General features: G+C 69.1%; 15 protein-coding genes and 1 other RNA gene. 12 read left to right on the forward strand and 4 right to left on the reverse strand.

Annotation, left to right across the window (positions count from 1 at the left end):
- Positions 1–88 precede the first annotated feature (88 nt).
- The 7 genes from ffs (at position 89) to J2S35_RS04000 (ending at position 7874) form a co-directional block, all read left to right on the forward strand.
- Positions 89–185, forward strand: an RNA gene (ffs, locus tag J2S35_RS03970) — signal recognition particle sRNA small type.
- 131 nt (positions 186–316) lie between these two features.
- On the forward strand, positions 317–1249 hold the full coding sequence (gene gluQRS, locus J2S35_RS03975; RefSeq protein WP_309850080.1) for a tRNA glutamyl-Q(34) synthetase GluQRS: 933 nt from the start codon (positions 317–319) through the stop codon (positions 1247–1249).
- A 156-nt stretch (positions 1250–1405) separates the two neighbouring features.
- Complete coding sequence (locus tag J2S35_RS03980; RefSeq protein ID WP_309850082.1) at positions 1406–4666, forward strand: DNA polymerase III subunit gamma and tau; 3261 nt, start codon at positions 1406–1408, stop codon at positions 4664–4666.
- Positions 4667–4668: 2 nt separating this feature from the next.
- Entirely contained in the window at positions 4669–5268 is a 600-nt protein-coding gene (gene recR, locus J2S35_RS03985) for a recombination mediator RecR (RefSeq protein WP_309853022.1), read from the forward strand.
- 170 nt (positions 5269–5438) lie between these two features.
- On the forward strand, positions 5439–6725 hold the full coding sequence (locus tag J2S35_RS03990; protein WP_309850083.1) for an aspartate kinase: 1287 nt from the start codon (positions 5439–5441) through the stop codon (positions 6723–6725).
- A gap of 214 nt (positions 6726–6939) precedes the next feature.
- The gene (locus tag J2S35_RS03995) at positions 6940–7188 is read left to right on the forward strand and encodes a hypothetical protein (RefSeq protein WP_309850085.1); all 249 of its coding nucleotides are present in this window, start codon (positions 6940–6942) and stop codon (positions 7186–7188) included.
- Positions 7185–7874, forward strand: a complete 690-nt coding sequence (locus J2S35_RS04000) for a hypothetical protein (RefSeq protein ID WP_309850088.1) — start codon at positions 7185–7187, stop codon at positions 7872–7874. The genes J2S35_RS03995 and J2S35_RS04000 overlap by 4 nt, the downstream gene beginning before the upstream one ends.
- Positions 7875–8111: 237 nt before the next feature.
- Here J2S35_RS04000 and J2S35_RS04005 read toward each other — a convergent pair whose 3' ends face one another.
- Positions 8112–8291, reverse strand: coding sequence for a hypothetical protein (locus J2S35_RS04005; RefSeq protein ID WP_309850091.1), 180 nt, complete (start codon positions 8289–8291; stop codon positions 8112–8114).
- Positions 8292–8475: 184 nt separating this feature from the next.
- Here J2S35_RS04005 and J2S35_RS04010 point away from each other — a divergent pair, with 184 nt between their 5' ends.
- On the forward strand, positions 8476–9402 hold the full coding sequence (locus tag J2S35_RS04010) for a 3-methyladenine DNA glycosylase (RefSeq protein ID WP_309850093.1): 927 nt from the start codon (positions 8476–8478) through the stop codon (positions 9400–9402).
- On the opposite strand, the gene J2S35_RS04015 is transcribed toward J2S35_RS04010, so the two are convergent.
- The 3 genes from J2S35_RS04015 to J2S35_RS04025 all read right to left on the reverse strand — a co-directional run bounded on the left by J2S35_RS04015 (position 9386) and on the right by J2S35_RS04025 (position 10997).
- Positions 9386–9817: a MarR family winged helix-turn-helix transcriptional regulator gene (locus J2S35_RS04015; RefSeq protein WP_309850096.1), complete on the reverse strand. Its 432-nt coding sequence runs from the start codon at positions 9815–9817 to the stop codon at positions 9386–9388. The two genes, J2S35_RS04010 and J2S35_RS04015, sit on opposite strands and share 17 nt — an antisense overlap.
- Before the next feature lie 317 nt (positions 9818–10134).
- On the reverse strand, positions 10135–10572 hold the full coding sequence (locus J2S35_RS04020; protein ID WP_309850099.1) for a YchJ family protein: 438 nt from the start codon (positions 10570–10572) through the stop codon (positions 10135–10137).
- Positions 10573–10583: 11 nt separating this feature from the next.
- Complete coding sequence (locus J2S35_RS04025) at positions 10584–10997, reverse strand: hypothetical protein (protein ID WP_309850102.1); 414 nt, start codon at positions 10995–10997, stop codon at positions 10584–10586.
- 106 nt (positions 10998–11103) lie between these two features.
- Between J2S35_RS04025 and purS the strand changes: the two genes are divergently transcribed.
- The 4 genes from purS (at position 11104) to J2S35_RS04045 (ending at position 14782) form a co-directional block, all read left to right on the forward strand.
- Positions 11104–11361, forward strand: a complete 258-nt coding sequence (purS, locus tag J2S35_RS04030; RefSeq protein ID WP_309850105.1) for a phosphoribosylformylglycinamidine synthase subunit PurS — start codon at positions 11104–11106, stop codon at positions 11359–11361.
- Positions 11362–11364: 3 nt separating this feature from the next.
- Positions 11365–12144, forward strand: coding sequence for a phosphoribosylformylglycinamidine synthase subunit PurQ (gene purQ, locus J2S35_RS04035; protein WP_309850107.1), 780 nt, complete (start codon positions 11365–11367; stop codon positions 12142–12144).
- Positions 12145–12148: 4 nt separating this feature from the next.
- Complete coding sequence (gene purL, locus J2S35_RS04040; protein ID WP_309850108.1) at positions 12149–14458, forward strand: phosphoribosylformylglycinamidine synthase subunit PurL; 2310 nt, start codon at positions 12149–12151, stop codon at positions 14456–14458.
- Between the two features lie 153 nt (positions 14459–14611).
- Positions 14612–14782, forward strand: a complete 171-nt coding sequence (locus tag J2S35_RS04045) for a hypothetical protein (RefSeq protein WP_309850112.1) — start codon at positions 14612–14614, stop codon at positions 14780–14782.
- Positions 14783–14952 lie beyond the last annotated feature (170 nt).

Genomic DNA, 14952 nt, shown 5'->3' on the forward strand with positions numbered 1-14952 from the left:
CGGGCCCCCTGAAGCCAGACACCCCCGGAGACACCCCTCCCGCCCACCGGCGAATCGACACCGCCAATCCGTCTGGGCTATCCTGATATCTGGCTCCCCGCGTGGTGCCATCCTGCTGAACTCCCCCAGGACCGGAAGGTAGCAAGGGTAGGTGGGCTCTGGTAGGTGCGCGGGGGGTCTTTTACATCTCCGGGCGCTTCCGGACCGCGCAGGCATTCCAGTGACCGCGCCTCCAGCCCGCCGCCACGGCGACGCCGACGCGCCAGCCGCCGTCGTCGCCCGCGCAGGCAGCACCCCCGCTCGCTAGGGTGGGAGCGTGAACCCGAGCCCCCGCGAACCCCTGAGCCGCAGCGACTTCCCCGGCCCCGCCGGCCGATTCGCCCCGAGCCCCACCGGAGACTTTCACCTCGGCAACCTTCGGACAGCCGCCCTCGCGTGGCTCTTCGCGCGCTCCACGGGCCGCGCGTTCTACCTGCGCGTCGAGGATCTGGACCGGGTCCGCGCGGGCTCGGAGGCCTCTCAGCTCGCGGATCTGGCCACGGCCGGCATCACGTTTGACGGCCCCGTCCTCCGCCAGTCCGAGCACACCCCGCGATACGCAGAGGCCCTCCACACCCTTGAGTCCCAGGGCCTGACCTACGAGTGCTTCTGCTCGCGCCGGGAGATCGCCGAGGCGGTCGCCCAGGCCGCGAGTGCCCCCAACGGCGGGCCCGGCACGGACTCCGTGCGCCTGTACCCGGGCACCTGCCGGGATCTGAGCGACGACGAGCTGGCGCGCAAGAGGGCCGAGTCGTCCCGGGAACCCGCGATCAGGCTTCGGGCCGGGGTGAGCGAGTACGCCGTGGAGGACCTCCTGGCCGGGCTGCACGTCTCACCCGTGGATGATTTTGTCCTGCGGCGCAACGACGGGGCCTTCGCCTACAACCTTGTGAGCGTCGTGGATGACGACTTCATGTCCGTGGACCAGGTAGTCCGCGGCGACGACCTGTTGGACTCGGCCGGGCGGCAGGCGTACCTCGCCTCGCTGCTCGGGTTCCAGGCCCCGGTCTACGCGCACGTGCCGCTGGCGCTCAACGCCGAGGGGCGGCGGCTCGCCAAGCGGGACGGTCCCGTGACGCTGGCCGAGGTCCCGAACGCCATGCGGGTGATCCTGGGCTCGCTCGGGCTCGGGCCCACCCTCGAGGACGCGCTGCGGCAGTTCGATCCGGCCCGCCTACCGCGCGAGCCGTGGGTGGTCCGGCCCCAGTAGCGGGTCCCGGGCCCGACCCCGCGCCCAGACCTCCGCGCCCCGCACCCTGCCCAAACGTGGATAACCCCGCCTTGCGGCGCAATCCCGGGGGCGGCCAGGAGCGAACGTCGCCCCCCGCCGGGATGCTGCCCGGTGGCCGCGCGGTAGGGTTTTCCTGTGACCTACGCCTTGTACCGCCGCTACCGCCCGGACACCTTCGAGGACGTCATTGGCCAGGAGCACGTGACGGAGCCGCTCCAGGCTGCCCTCGCGCGGAACCGGGTCAATCACGCCTATCTCTTCTCGGGCCCGCGCGGGTGCGGCAAGACGACGAGCGCGCGCATCCTCGCTCGCTGCCTCAACTGCGCTCAGGGCCCCACCCCCACGCCGTGCGGGGAGTGCGAGTCCTGCCGGGACCTGGCCCAGGGCGGCCCGGGCTCCATCGACGTCATCGAGATTGACGCGGCCAGCCACGGCGGCGTGGATGATGCGCGCGATCTCCGCGAGCGCGCCACCTTTGCCCCAGCCCGGGACCGGTACAAGATCTTCATCATCGACGAGGCCCACATGGTCACGTCGGCGGGCTTCAACGCGCTCCTCAAGATCGTGGAGGAGCCGCCGGAGCACATCAAGTTCATCTTCGCCACGACGGAGCCGGACAAGGTCATCGGGACCATCCGCTCCCGCACGCACCACTACCCGTTCCGCCTCGTCCCGCCGGAGACCCTCCAGAAGTACCTGGCGCATCTGTGCGAGCAGGAGGGCGTCAACGTCGAGCCCGGCGTCCTGCCGTTGGCCATCCGGGCTGGCGCGGGCTCGGTCCGTGACACGCTCTCCGTTCTGGACCAGCTCATCGCCGGCGCCACGGGCGAGGGCGTGACGTACGAGCGCGCCGTCGCCCTCCTCGGCTACACGCACGCCGCACTGTTGGATGACGTCGTCGAGGCGTTCGCGGCCCGCGATTCGTCGGCAGTGTTCCGCGCTGTCGACCGCGTGGTCCAGACGGGCCAGGACCCCCGTCGCTTCGTCGAGGACCTCCTGGACCGGTTCCGCGACCTCATCATCGTCAAGGCGGTCCCGGACAGCGCCGCCTCGGTGCTGGAGGGCCTCTCGGGGGATCAGCTCGAGCGTCTCGCGGCGCAGGCCGCGCAGCTGGGCCCCGCGGATCTGTCCCGCGCCGCGGACATCATCAACGCCGCCCTGACGGACATGACGGGCGCCACGAGCCCGCGCCTCCACCTTGAGCTGATGTGCGCGCGCCTGCTGCTGCCGGCTGCGGACGGTTCGGCGGCATCCCTCGCGTCCCGGCTTGAGCGCATTGAGCGTCGCCTTGAGTTCGGTGACGTCCCGGAGCCCTCCGGCGGGGCCCGCGGGGAGAAGAGCACGACGACGCTCCCGCCCGCACGCTCCCAGGCCAGTGGGCCTGCGGCCGTGCGGGAGGCCCTTCAGGCCTCGCGGGGTTCGCAGGATTCCCGCGAGTCGCAAGACTCGGCGGCTTCGCAGGAGCCGAGCAGCTCGCAGGGCACAGCCTCGGAGGGCCCTGTCCAGGCTCAGGGCTCCACGGATGCCCGCGCCGAGACCGGCGGCACTCAGGCGGACACTCGGCGTGGAACCGGCGAGCGCCCCGCTCCCCAGCAGTCCTCGCCCGAGTCCCGCACCTCCGCCCCACACCCTGGCCGCGGCGAGGCGGGCCCGGCGCAGGGGGCCGCGCAGGCACCCGGCCGAGCACCGGCACAGGCACCAGCACCAGCACCAGCACCAGCACGTACGCAGGAGCCCACACCGGCTCCTGCCTCGTCTGGCTCGGCCCAGGATTGGGGCGCGTGGCCGGAGGTTGTCACGCCGGGCGCGGCCTCTCAAGCGCCCGCTGCAGCGGCGGCGAGCGACGGCTCGCGCGGCCAGGACTCCGGCCAGGACTCTGGCCCGGGATCTCGCCCTGCCGACGACTCGGGCTCTGGCCCCGACGAGGCCCCCAGCCTCCAGGACCTGGCTCGAGAGCGGGCCGAGGATGCGGCCGGGGGCGGCCAGCCAGCCCAGCCCCCGCGCCTGCGCCCGACGACCACTCCGCCCGAGGATCGCGACCCCGGATCCGCCTCCCCCGCCCGCGGCGAGGCTCGGAACCCTGGCGCGCCGACCAGCCAGGCCCAGCGGCCGTCCCCGTCTCAGGGGCGCCCGCCGCAGGAGCCCTCGTCCCGCGAGCGCGTGGACATGCTCCGCCGCGCCTGGCCCGACATCCTCGAGAAGGTCAAGGGCATCCGTCGGACCACCGCGATCTTCGCCCAGCAGTCGCACGTGGTTGACGTGACGGGCTCCAACGTCGTCGTCGGGTTCCCCATGCCCGGCGCAGAGAAGGGGTTCCATCAGGAGCACCAGGCCAATCTGGCGCAGGCCATTCACCTGGCGCTGGGCGTCCAGGTGACCATCACGCCCATCCACCACGGGGGTGATGGCGCGGGCCCAAAAGCCCAGGCGGCTCCGGCCGCGGCCCCGGCGCCTGATCGCGCGAACTCCGGGCGCACGTCGCCTCAACAGGCCCGCGTTCGCGGGGAGGGAGCGCCTCCCCGCCAGGCCGACGCCCCCGGGCCCCGCGGGCATGCCGCTGCCCGCCCGGCGCAGGCGCCTGCCGAACCGCCGCGCAGCCCCTGGGATGCGCGCGATCCTCTCCCCGAGGAAGAGCCCTACTTCGAGGACCCCTACGCTCCTCGCGACATGCCCGAGTCCACCGCATGGGAGAACGCCCCCGAGGGCGGCATGCCCTTCCCGGACGCCTCTACGCCCTTCGACGCCCCGGCCGAGGCTCTGACCGCGCCCGCCGAGACGTTGTCCGCACCCGCCCCTTCCGGCGCGGACTCCCGGTCCGACGACGCGCCTGCGGCACCCTTTTACCCCACGCCCGAGTGGCTGAGCCCCGAGGAGCTGGACGCCATTCCCGCCCCGGGCGCAGCGGCCGCAGAGGAGCGGGCCTCAGCGCACCCAGACCGTTCCGGCGAGAGCGGCCAGGGTGAAGGCCTCCAGAACCGGGCCACCCAGGCCGGGGCCACTCATGACGGAGGCCGTCAGGGCGATGGCCTCCGCCCCACGGACTCGGACGCCCCCGCCACTCAGGCCTCCCCCGCCCGTTCGGCGAGCCCGCGCCCCTCCGGACGCGGCGGCGCACAGCCCTCCGCCTCGGCCGATCAGCCGCCCGCGCCCTCTGACGAGGGTGACACGGGGCAGGGCATCAAGTTCCACCGGGTCGTGGCAGCCCAAGAGGCCAAGGCCCGGGCCATTGCGGAGCGGTGGCGCGCCGAGGAGACGAAGCGCCGGGACGAGATCCCGTTCGTCGCCAGCGACGACGACGAGCGGCTCGAGGACTCCAGCGTCTACGGCCGCGCGGCCATTGAGCGCATCCTCGGCGGGCGCTTGGAGAGAGAACAACCCATCGACGGAACGGCGTGAGCATGTACGAAGGCGTAATCCAGGACCTCATCGACGAGCTGGGACGCTTGCCGGGCGTGGGGCCGAAGTCGGCCCAGCGCCTCGCGTTCCACATCCTTGACGCCGAGTCCTCGGACATGGAGCGTCTCGCGCAAGCGATCCTCACCGTCAAGAACAAGGTGGCGTTCTGCCCCGTGTGCTTCAACATCACGGAGCAGGAGCTCTGCTTCATCTGCGCTGACCCCAAGCGCGAGGATGACAAGATCTGCGTGGTCGAGGAGTCCAAGGACGTCATGGCGATCGAGCGCACTCGCACTTTCAAAGGCAAGTACCACGTGCTCGGAGGAGCGATCAATCCGCTCGGCGGCGTGGGCCCGGAGCAGCTCCACGTCCGCGAGCTCATCACCCGGCTTTCGGACGACAAGGTGCAGGAGGTGATCCTCGCCATGGACCCCAACCTCGAGGGCGAGGCCACGTCCACCTACCTGGCCCGTCTCATGTCCACCCTGGAGATCAAGGTCTCCCGGCTCGCCTCGGGCCTGCCCGTGGGTGGCGACCTGGAATACGCAGACGAGGTCACCCTGGGCCGCGCCTTCGAGGGCCGCCTGACCATCAGCGGCTGAGCCACCCCGACCGCACAGCAGCGAGGCATCCGAACCTCCCACTCGAGTCCCGCCACGTGGACAATCCGCCCGTATCGCGGACCTCTGCCCGGCCAGAACCGCGAGCGCCCGCCCTGCGCCGATACGATAGGACACATCATCTTTCGTCGGGTCAGTGAAGGAGTGCTCGCATGAGCCTCATCGTCCAGAAGTTCGGCGGCTCGTCCGTCGCGGACGCCGCAGGCATCACTCGCGTGGCCCGGCGTATCGTCCGCACTGTGGACCAGGGCCACCAGGTTGTCGTCGTCGTCTCCGCCATGGGAGACACCACAGATGACCTCCTCGACCTGGCCAGCCAGGTCTGTGAGGCTCCGCCCGCCCGCGAAATGGACATGCTCCTCTCCGCGGGCGAGCGCATCTCCATGAGCCTCCTCGCCATGGCGATCTCCGCCCTCGGCTCAAGCGCCCAGTCCTTCACGGGCTCGCAGGCCGGTCTCATGACGGACGAGTTCCATGGCCGCGCCCGCATCGTCGAGGTCTCACCCCACCGCATCAAGACGGCGCTCGAGGCCGGGCACGTGGCCATCGTCGCGGGCTTCCAGGGCATGAACACGGTGAGCAACGACGTCACCACACTGGGCCGTGGAGGCTCAGACACCACGGCCGTGGCCCTGGCGGCCTCGCTCGGTGCTGACGTCTGCGAGATCTACACGGATGTTGATGGGGTCTACACCGCAGACCCGCGCGTCGTCGCCACCGCCCGAAAGATTGACCGGATCTCCAGCGACGAGATGCTCGACCTCGCCGCTTCCGGCGCGAAAGTCCTGCACTTGCGGAGCGTCGAGTACGCGCGCCGCTTCGGCGTCCCGCTCCACGTGCGCTCAAGCTTCTCGGACCTTGAGGGCACCTGGGTCATCCCCAACTCTGAAGACACCATCACGTTTGAAAAGGGAGAGCCCTTGGAACAGCCCATCATTTCCGGCGTTGCTCACGACCGCTCGGAGGCGAAGGTCACCGTCGTCGGCGTCCCGGATGTCCCCGGCAAGGCCGCCGAGATCTTCGGCATCCTCGCGCAGGCGCAGACGAACATCGACATGATCGTCCAGAACGTGTCCACGAAGGGCAGCGGCAAGACGGACATCTCGTTCACCGTGCCGATCGTCGAGGGTTCGGCCGCGCTCGCCGCGCTCGAGGCCGCCAAGGAGAAGGTCGGCTTCGAGGGCGTGGACTATGACGAGCACGTCGGCAAGCTGAGCCTCGTCGGCGCCGGCATGCGCTCCAACCCCGGCGTCTCCTTCACGTTCTTCGAGGCGCTGCACCAGGCGGGCGTCAACGTGGACATGATCTCGACGTCGGAGATCCGCATCTCTGTAGTGACCGCCGCGGACAAGCTCGACGGCGCCGTGCGGGCCGTGCACACCGCGTTCGGGCTGGACGCCGACTCCACGGCGACGGTGTACGGCGGCACCGGCCGCTAAGACCGGCGGCGCTGGGGACAGCGCGAACACGGTGAGGCCTGCGTCACACAGCCCGTAGCATCGACGCGGCGCCGGGCCTCCGTGCGACTACGCAAGGATTCAAGATCACCTTTTCATAACAATCGAACGTGCTCTCTTGCCTCCGTTGCACGCCCCTGCCTACCCTGAAGGCACACGCCAGCCACCCTGGCCAGGCGGAAGGGGCAGCCCCGTCATGGAAGAGAACTTGCTGGGGGCCATGAGCCCCAGGCCTCGAAAATCCCTCATCTGGCTCGTGTCATTTGTCGCATTCGTTGCCGTCACCCTCGTCTCCCTTGCATCAACGCCGGGCGGCCTCAGCCTACTCCTTAACTCAACAAAAGCCATAGCATTTGTTCTGACCTTAGGAGTAGCAACCTCTACCGCACTCACATTCATTGTGGGATCGGTAATTCGATCAAAGAGAAGAAGAAAGGAATCTTGACCGCGAAAAGGATCAATCAAATCGTCTCTGCGGTCATTCTCACACTCTGCCTGGCATCCACGCCCCTGTCGGCACAAGCAGTCGAAGGAGCAAAGACAACCCCCACCACCCCTTCGACTACGAGGGGCACCGACATCATCGACATCACGAATCAGAGCCGCGCCACCATCGAGGCCGCGCAAGCTCGAACAGAAAGCGGCGGAGTCATTCTCCACGCCCCCAGCTCCTCCTTGGACTGGACCAAGGCAAAGGTCGTATCCGCTGCGGGAATAACCCTCGTCACGGTACCCCTGAACAAGGCGGGTAATCAGTGGTCCAATTTCACCGTGGAGGTGAAGCACGACGGGACTCTCGGCGGGTACACAGAACAACATTTCCGTGCTACCGGCGCAACTAGCGGCCGAGTCACGATCTACACGAACGGCCAGAAGGTTCTCGACCGCGTCTCCACAGCCCCAGAGGACACACAGAGCGAGATCGCCTTCGGCCTCATGGACGCAGTGTGCGAACTCAATGACTGCTTGGCTTCGGCCGGGATCCCCGGCTGGGTCGTTGCGGGCGCAACGGCAGTGTGCGGCGCTGCAGGCGGATGGGTCGGAGTCGTCTCCTGCTACGGCGCGGCAGCCATCGCGGGGGGCACACTCGGCTGGTGCACAAGCCGGGCAGTACACAAGCTCCCGCTATAGTCACACATCTCGTAAAGTGCCGTTGGGTATAAGCGTTGCCTATGCCCAACGGCACTTGGCGCTATGGGCCAGGCTGACTGTAAGTCACTCCGGCTCGCAACCAGCCCACAGACCAGGCCCCTCACCATACGTGTGCGCCACACCGACGAGAAAAACGAGAAGCCGTCCTGACCTACCTCGACCCCCCGCGGAACGAGAAACACCTGGCCCCACTCGCAGGGCCACGAGCAGAGGCAGCTACTGCTGCTTGGGGACGATGTACGTGCTGCCGTCGGGGCGCCGCACGGTCTCGTACTGGGCCTCCACGGCGCGCTGCATCTGCTCCAGGCTGAGCTTGTTCTCGGGCGTCATCTGGTGGTCCCGGGCACTCGACTGCGCGGGGCCGAAGATGGCCCGCAGCTTCCCGGTGGCGTCCATGAAGCGCTCAACGCGTGTGCGATGATGACCTGTGTTCTGAGTGTCGCCAGTCTGTGCCATGAGGCACATCTTACCGTCAGACGGCCCGCTGCCGCAGGGGCTCTTTCCTGTGTCAGCGCCTCTGACCGCGCCGCTCGGCACCACGCGCCCAGACCCATCGAGAACCCGCAGAGGAGAGCAGTCCGTGCCCGTCGCGTTGACCCTGGCCGGCCCCGACGCCGAGGACCGCGCCCGGCGGCATGCCGCGCGCGTCGACGCCTACGCCACCCCCTTCCTTGAGCGGCGGAACCGGGGCGAGAAGCACCCCGTGGACGACTTCCTCTTCACCTACTACACGCTCACCCCCGGGCAGATGCGGCGCTGGCACCCGGGCGCCGGCGTCGTCGTCACCGGGGCTCAGGCGCGCGAGCGGCGCGCCTGGAAGCACTACCGGAACCTCACGGAGGCGGAGCGGGACTCGCTGGGGTTGTCGTACGACGACGATGCGGTCACCGTCGATGTCGAGGACTTCATGGCCCGCCGGCGCGGCACGGTCGAGTTCGTGGTGGAGATCCTCTCCCGCACGGCCTCCCGGGCCCCGCGCCTGGGGTGCTTCGGGCTGCACGAGTGGGCCATGGCCTACCGCTCGGAGACCAACGGGCACCGGCACGAGTACCTGGACCTGCGGCTCGGGGCGGACGGGACGGACGCCGTCGTGGAGGGCGCGCGGATTTCGTGCTCGCACATTGACGCGTTCCGATTCTTCGCCCCGGAGGCCGCCCCGCTCAACGAGCTCCAGCCCACGCGAGAGACCCAGCGGGACCTTGAGCAGCCCGGGTGCCTCCACGCCAATATGGACGTCTACAAATGGGCGTACAAAGTGATTCCGCTCCTGCCGAGCGAGCTCGTGGCGGACTGCTTCGAGCTCGCGGGCCGCATCCGCACCATGGACATGGAGGCGGCGCCATTCGACCTGAGCTCGTGGGGGTACGAGCCCATCCGGATCGAGACGCCTGCGGGCCGGGCCGAGTACGTCCGCCGCCAGCAGGGCTTCATGCTCGAGGCACAGGAGCTGCGAGAGGCGGTCCTGGCGTCACTCCGGGCCTCGACGGGGGTCAGCGGCCCTCGTTGAACCTGGACAGGAGGCGCTCGAACGTCGCGACCTCCTCGTCCGTCCAGGTCTTGAGGCGGTCAGCGATGGCGGCCAAGCGCATCTCGTCCACCGTGTCGAGGATGCGCATCCCCTCAGGGGTGAGCGTCAGCAACTGGGCTCGTCGCTCCCCCTCGATGCTCTGCCGCGTGAGCAGGCCGCGGCGTTCAACGGCGGCGATCTGGCGGCTCACTGTGGACTTGTCGATCCCGATCTCGCTCGCGATCCCCGCCGCGGTGGCACCCTCCGCGCGACGGACGGCATTGAGAAGGACGGACTCGGCGAAGGTGATGTCCGGCGAACGGTCGTTCCACTCCCGCCTCAGGCGGGCGACGAAGATCCGCAGCTCCGTGAAGATCTGCCCGAGATGGGCATGGCGGGACGTTGCCTCAGCCATGGCTGACCGCCTGACGCTTCACGGGCTCGTCACGCGGCGCCCTGAAGAGCAACGGCCCCGTCTCGCAGTGCATGCGCAGGGCATCCTCAAACCGGCCTCCGAAGGCGTCCATGTCAACCGTCCTCTCTCATGTCGCCAGGCGTCAACCCTCACTCGCCTGTCATCAAGGGTCCTATCATGACGCTGAGGCCCTGCCGGGATTCCGCACGCGTGCCGCAACTGTCATCAAAATCATCTCGCGGAAAGCGCTCGCCAGGGGGATCGACCCCAGCATGCGAGACGCGCAGGAGCCACCCCCGCCGCGAGGCACGCCGGCCTCACCCCAGGGGCGCGTCGGTCGCCGGGTCCAGGGGCTCGCCGGTCGCCAGGTCCAGGGGCGCGCCCGTGAGCGGGTCCAGGTGGACCCCGTCCACGTAGAGCCACTGCCCGTCCTCACGGACGAACCTGCTGCGCTCCCGCATCTCGCCCCGGACGCCGTCCAGCCTGTAGGCGGCGATGAACTCCACGAGGCCGTCGTCGTCGCCCTCTCCGCCGCGCACCGTGTCCAGGACGCGAAGCCCGCGCCACTGGGTGCCGTCATCCGCCCCCACGTCCGCAGGACGAGTGGAGGGGTGCCAGGTGGAGGCGAGGAACGCGGAGTCGCCGCGCGCGAAGGCCGCGTACCGGGCGCGCATGAGCGCCTCGGCCGTCGCGGGCGCCTCGGAGAGCGAGCGGCCCGCCGCCCCGGGAACATCAGGGGAGGCGGGCCGGCTCATCGGGTCCGGGCTCAGTGCCAGACCATTCGGACGAGAACGAAGAGCCAGACGATGTTGAAGATGCCTGCCGACATGTGGAGCTTGCCGAACAGGCTCTTGCGCTCGTTGGCAGGGGTCACCAGGGTCTTCCGCTGCATGGGCACCACCCAGAACAGCAGGATGCCGAGGGCAACGAGGGTCATGACGAGGGACTCGATGTGCCACATCTTCAGGCCCGGGCCGCCCCCCACGAAGGGGATCATCAGGCCCATGACCGGCACCAGCAGCGCCGCGAAGCCGTAGAACCGGGAGATGCGCGCCATGGTGGACGCGGCCTTGTCGGAGGCGTCGCGCGCAAGGCGGGGGAACATGGACGTCGAGACGGCAAGCGGACCGAACGTGAGAATGGCCGCGAGAATGTGGATGAAGAGATAGACCTTTTCCATAGGCCCATTCTCTCAGGTGCCCGCGCTGTTCGCTGACCCCGCAAGTCCGCGCCGTTCGCCGGTAGACTCGGTACCACACGCACCCGCACCGCTAGGAGTACCGCACATGGCCCGGATCGTTGTCGATGTCATGCCCAAGCCAGAGATTTTGGACCCGCAGGGGAAGGCCATCGCCGCCGCGCTCCCCCGCATCGGCGTCGAGGGCATGACGCTCGTCCGCCAGGGCAAGCGCTTTGAGCTGACGGTGGAGGGTGAGGTCACCGAGGCCCACCTCGCCGCCGCCCGCAAAGCCGCGGAGGAGCTCCTGGCCAACACGGTCATCGAGGAGGTCGTCCGCGTTGAGGCCCTCCCCGAGGAGGCCTAGGCCATGACGGCAGAGACCCCTTTGATCGGCTCGTACGCCCCCGCCGCGGGGGATGACCTCTCCGGCGCCGTGGTCGGCGTGGTGACGCTCCCCGGCACCCTGGATGACCGGGACGCCGCCCGCGCCGTCCGCCTCGCCGGCGGCACCGCCGTGCCCCTGTGGCACAAGGACACCTCCCTCGGGGACGTTGACGCGGTCATCATCCCGGGCGGGTTCTCCTACGGGGACTACCTCCGCGCCGGCGCCATCGCGAGCTTCGCGCCGATGATCGAGACGGTCGTCAAGGAGGCCAGCTCCTCGGCCGCGCTCCCCGTGCTCGGCATCTGCAACGGCTTCCAGATCCTCACCGAGACGCACCTGCTGCCCGGCTCGATGATCAAGAACGACCACCTCAAGTTCATCTGCCGCGACCAGCGCCTGCGCGTTGAGCGTACGGACACCCCCTGGACCTCGGGGATTGAGGCGGGCGCTGAGATTGTCGTGCCTCTGAAGAATCAGGACGGTCAGTACGTGGCCGACGACGCCACCCTGGCGGAGCTCGAGGCCGCCGGCCGCGTGGTCTTCCGCTACGTGGGGACCAACCCCAACGGCTCCCGCAACGACATCGCGGGCATTTCCAACGAGAAGGGCAACGTCGTCGGCCTCATGCCGCACCCCGAGCACGCCGTCGAGGCCGGCTTCGGCCCGTCCGCGTCCGGCAGCGGACCCGCGCGCCTGTCCTCCGGCACGGATGGGCTCGCGCTCTTCACGTCCGTCCTGACCTCCGTCCTTGCAGGGAAGTAGACCGATGACAGAGAAGACCCCCCAGTTCAACATCGACACCGTCGAGAACGCCGCGAGCACCCCCGAGACGGAGCTGCCGTGGGAGGCCCTCGGCCTCAAGGAGAACGAGTTCAAGGAGATCAAGAAGATCCTCGGCCGCCGCCCCACTGCGGCGGAGATCGCCATGTACTCCGTCATGTGGAGCGAGCACTGCTCGTACAAGTCCTCCAAGGTCCACCTGCGCCAGTTCGGCGACAAGGTGACGGAGGAGATGAAGAAGTCCATGCTCGTCGGCATCGGCGAGAACGCGGGCGTGACGGACCTGGGCGACGGCTGGGCCGTGACGTTCAAGGTCGAGTCCCACAACCACCCGAGCTTCGTCGAGCCCTACCAGGGCGCGGCCACCGGCATCGGCGGCATCGTCCGCGACATCATCTCGATGGGCGCGCGCCCCGTGGCCGTCATGGACCCGCTGCGCTTCGGCGCCATCGACCACCCGGACACGGCCCGCCTCGTGCACGGCATCGTCTCCGGCATCGGCGGCTACGGAAACTCCCTCGGCCTGCCGAACATCGGCGGCGAGGTGGTCTTCGACCCGATCTACCAGAAGAACCCGCTCGTCAACGCGCTCGCCGTGGGCGTCATGCGCCATGAGGACATCCGCCTCGCCAACGCCTCCGGCGTGGGCAACAAGGTGGTCCTGTTCGGCGCGCGCACGGGCGGCGACGGCATCGGCGGCGCCTCGGTCCTCGCGTCCGAGTCCTTCGACGACACCAAGCCGTCCAAGCGCCCCGCCGTCCAGGTCGGCGACCCGTTCGCGGAGAAGGTCCTCATCGAGTGCTGCCTCGAGCTGTTCCGCAACTCGATCGTCGAGGGCATCCAGGACCTCGGCGCGGCCGGCATCTCCTGCGCCACGAGCGAGCTGGCCTCCAACGGCGAGGGCGGCATGCACGTGGAGCTGACCAACGTGCTCCTGCGCGACCACACGCTCACCCCCGGCGAGATCCTCATGTCGGAGTCGCAGGAGCGCATGATGGCCGTCGTGACGCCGGAGAACGTCGAGGCGTTCGAGAAGATCATGGACACGTGGAACGTCGAGTACTCGTGGCTCGGCGAGGTCACGGACACGGGCCGCCTCGTCATCGACTGGGACGGCGAGACCATCGTGGACGTGGACCCGCGCTCCGTGGCGCACGACGGCCCGGTGTACAACCGGCCGTTCGAGCGCCCCGCCACGCAGGACGAGCTCGAGGCCAACACCTTCCGCTCCTCCCCCGCCGCAGCCCAGCTCCCCGCCTCCGGCGGCGAGTACAAGAAGGCGCTCCTGGAGCTCCTCGCGAGCCCCAACCTCTGCTCCAAGGAGTGGATCACGCGCCAGTACGACCACTACGTCGGCGGCAACACCGCGCTGTCCTCGCCGGATGACGCGGGCGTCATCCGCGTCGACGAGGAGACGGGCATGGGCGTGGGCCTCTCCACGGACGCCAACGGCCGCTACGCCTACCTCAACCCGTACCAGGGCGCGCAGCTGGCCCTCGCTGAGTCGTACCGCAACGTCGCCACGACCGGCGCCGTGCCGCTCGCCGTCACGGACTGCCTCAACTTCGGCTCCCCCGAGGACCCGGGTGTCATGTGGCAGTTCGCTGAGGCCGTCCGCGGCCTCTCGGACGCGTGCATGGAGCTCGGCATCCCCGTGACCGGCGGCAACGTGTCCCTGTACAACCAGACGTCCGGCGTCGCCATCCACCCCACCCCCGTGGTGGGCGTGCTGGGCCGGTTCGACGACGTCTCCCGCCGCACCCCCTCCGGGTGGCACGCGGACGCTGACGGGCAGGCTGTGTACCTCATCGGCACGACGGCGGACGAGCTCGACGGGTCCGAGTTCGCGAACCTCCGGGGCCACCTGGGCGGCGTGCCGCCGAAGGTGGACCTGGCTCGCGAGAAGGAGCTCGGCGAGATCCTCATCAACGCCTCCCGCGATGGCATGATCGACGCCGCGCACGACATCTCTGAGGGCGGCCTCGCCGTCGCCGTCACGGAAATGGCGCTCCGCTTCAACGTGGGCGCGCGCGTGCAGGTCAAGGACATCGCCGAGCGGGACGGCATTGACGCGTTCACCGCCCTGTTCTCCGAGTCCCAGGCCCGGGCCATCGTGTCCGTGCCGCGGAGCGAGGAAGTGCGGTTCAACGACATGTGCTCGGCGCGCGGCGTGACCATCGCCCGCATCGGCGTCGTGGACGCGGAGTCCGGCGCGGTGGAGTTCGACGACTTCACCGTGACCCTCGACGAGGCCCGCCAGGCCAACGAGGGCACGCTGGAGCGCTACTTCGGCTAGACGCAGCAAGCGCCTTGACGGGGCGCACGCAGCTTGAGGGGGCGGGACCGGAGACGGCCCGCCCCCTTTGCTATGCCATAAAGAAAGATGCTTGTTATCCTTGCCCCAAGGTGACCGATCACCTTCCAGCAGTCACCACGGAGGGAGAAGCCTTTGAGCACGTCCAGAAAGATTCTCGCCACGGCGGTCATCCTCGCGACAGTCGTACTCACGCGCTGCGTTGAGAACGTCTCGTCGAACATCACTCTCGCGCTGACCATCGTTGCCCTCGGCTTGATCCTTGCCCCTTCGCGCAAGACGGGATACCGCAAGCCGCGCCAGTGACGCGGGAGCCGCACCGGACGACCTGTTCACCGCGTGACATCGGGGCCCCGGCGTGTGACATGGAGGTCCCGTCACAAACGCCGCCACTTCCCCGGGATTCCGCGCTATACGTTTCGTAATATGACGTAACATTTCCTGGACGGAACGCAGCGGCGGACCTATCGTCGTGG

This window comes from Falsarthrobacter nasiphocae (assembly GCF_031456275.1).
Taxonomy (GTDB): Bacteria; Actinomycetota; Actinomycetes; order Actinomycetales; family Micrococcaceae; genus Falsarthrobacter; species Falsarthrobacter nasiphocae.

Coding starts and splice junctions, on each gene's coding strand:
- recR (WP_309853022.1), top strand. CDS start 4,669: ATGTACGAAGGCGTAATCCAGGACCTCATCGACGAGCTGGGACGCTTG.
- purQ (WP_309850107.1), top strand. CDS start 11,365: ATGACGGCAGAGACCCCTTTGATCGGCTCGTACGCCCCCGCCGCGGGG.
- J2S35_RS03990 (WP_309850083.1), top strand. CDS start 5,439: ATGAGCCTCATCGTCCAGAAGTTCGGCGGCTCGTCCGTCGCGGACGCC.
- J2S35_RS03995 (WP_309850085.1), top strand. CDS start 6,940: ATGGAAGAGAACTTGCTGGGGGCCATGAGCCCCAGGCCTCGAAAATCC.
- J2S35_RS04025 (WP_309850102.1), bottom strand. CDS start 10,997: ATGGAAAAGGTCTATCTCTTCATCCACATTCTCGCGGCCATTCTCACG.
- J2S35_RS04015 (WP_309850096.1), bottom strand. CDS start 9,817: ATGGCTGAGGCAACGTCCCGCCATGCCCATCTCGGGCAGATCTTCACG.
- J2S35_RS04005 (WP_309850091.1), bottom strand. CDS start 8,291: ATGGACGCCACCGGGAAGCTGCGGGCCATCTTCGGCCCCGCGCAGTCG.
- J2S35_RS04020 (WP_309850099.1), bottom strand. CDS start 10,572: ATGAGCCGGCCCGCCTCCCCTGATGTTCCCGGGGCGGCGGGCCGCTCG.
- purL (WP_309850108.1), top strand. CDS start 12,149: ATGACAGAGAAGACCCCCCAGTTCAACATCGACACCGTCGAGAACGCC.
- purS (WP_309850105.1), top strand. CDS start 11,104: ATGGCCCGGATCGTTGTCGATGTCATGCCCAAGCCAGAGATTTTGGAC.